We start from the raw sequence: 1,650 nt of genomic DNA on the forward strand, positions 1-1,650 counted from the left end.
GCTGCTGTGCGGCAGCGAGACCCGCGGGACCCGAACCGATCACGGCGACCTTCTTGCCGGTCAGCCCGGTCGGGTACACCGGCTGGACCCAGCCCTCATCGAAGGCGCGGTCGATGATCTCGACCTCGACCTGCTTGATGGTGACCGGATCCTGGTTGATGCCGAGCACGCAGGAACCCTCACACGGCGCGGGGCACAGCCGCCCGGTGAACTCCGGGAAGTTGTTGGTCGCGTGGAGCCGGTCGATCGCGTCGCGCCACCGGTCCTTGTAGACCAGGTCGTTCCACTCCGGGATCAGGTTGCCCAGCGGGCAACCGTTGTGGCAGAACGGGATTCCGCAGTCCATGCAGCGGCTTGCCTGCTTCTGCAGGGTCTGGTCGTCGAAGTCTTCGTAGACCTCTTTCCAGTCCATCAATCGCAGGGCCACGGGGCGGCGCTTGGGCAGTTCCCGCGAAGTGTTCTTCAAAAATCCGCTCGGGTCACCCACGTGCAGCCTCCATAATCGCCTCGTCCACGTCCGCACCGTTCTTCTCGGCCTCGGAAATGGCGAGCAGTACCTTCTTGTAGTCGCGAGGCATCACCTTCACGAAGTGATTCACCTGCTGCGACCAGTCGCTCACGATGCGCTCGGCAACCGGTGAGCCGGTCTCGTCGCGGTGGCGCGCGATGATGTCGCGCAGCCACGCGAAGTCGTCACCCGAGAGCTCCTCGAGGTCGACCAACTCGGGGTTGAGGTTCGCCTCGAAAGTGCCGTTCGGGTTGTAGATGTAGGCGACACCGCCGGACATGCCGGCACCGAAGTTGCGGCCCGTCTCGCCGAGCACAACAACGCGGCCACCGGTCATGTACTCGCAGCCGTGGTCACCCACGCCCTCGACGACCGCGGTCGCACCCGAGTTACGCACCGCGAAGCGCTCACCGACGACACCGCGGAGCAGTGCCTCGCCATTCGTCGCGCCGAACAGGATCACGTTGCCCGCGATGATGTTCTTCTCGGCGACGAAGTTGGCCGGTGCATCGAGCGACGGGCGCACCACGAGGTGGCCACCCGACAGGCCCTTGCCCACATAGTCGTTCGCGTCACCGAGCACCCGCAGGGTGATACCGGCCGGCACGAACGCGCCGAAGCTGTTGCCCGCGGAACCGGTAAAGGTGATGTCGATGGTGTCGTCGGGCAGGCCCGCGCCACCGTAGAGCTTGGTCACCTCGTGGCCGAGCATGGTGCCGACCGTGCGGTTCACGTTGCTGATCTTGGATTCGAACTTCACGGCGCGGCCGAACTCGAGCGCGTCCTTGCTCAGCGTGATGAGCTCGTTGTCGAGCGCCTTGTCCAGGCTGTGGTCCTGCTCCTTGGTGCAGTACAGGTCCTGACGCATGAACGGCGTCTCGAGGCTCTCCAGGATCGGCGAAAGGTCGAGCTTGCTCGCCTTCCAGTGCTCCTTGGCCTTCGTGGTGTCCAGCAGCCCAACCTGGCCGATGGCCTCGTTGAGCGTGCGGAAGCCCAGCTCTGCGAGGAGCTCGCGCACCTCTTCGGCGATGAACTTGAAGAAGTTCTCGACGAACTCCGGCTTGCCGTTGAACCGCTCGCGCAGCACAGGGTTCTGCGTCGCCACGCCCACCGGGCAGGTGTCGAGGTGGCAGACACGCATC

General features: G+C 64.9%; 1 protein-coding gene and 1 pseudogene. Both read right to left on the bottom strand.

What is annotated here, in order from left to right; translation table 11 throughout:
- Nucleotides 1–487 (bottom strand): annotated as a pseudogene (gltD, locus tag A8G08_RS16650) (glutamate synthase); the annotation flags it as partial.
- The coding region (locus A8G08_RS16655; RefSeq protein WP_068276383.1) for a GltB/FmdC/FwdC-like GXGXG domain-containing protein at nucleotides 480–1,650 on the bottom strand (1,171 nt) is incomplete at its 5' end. The pseudogene gltD and the gene A8G08_RS16655, both read right to left, overlap by 8 nt.

The sequence above is a fragment of the Aldersonia kunmingensis genome, assembly GCF_001646865.1.
Classification (GTDB): Bacteria; Actinomycetota; Actinomycetes; order Mycobacteriales; family Mycobacteriaceae; genus Aldersonia; species Aldersonia kunmingensis.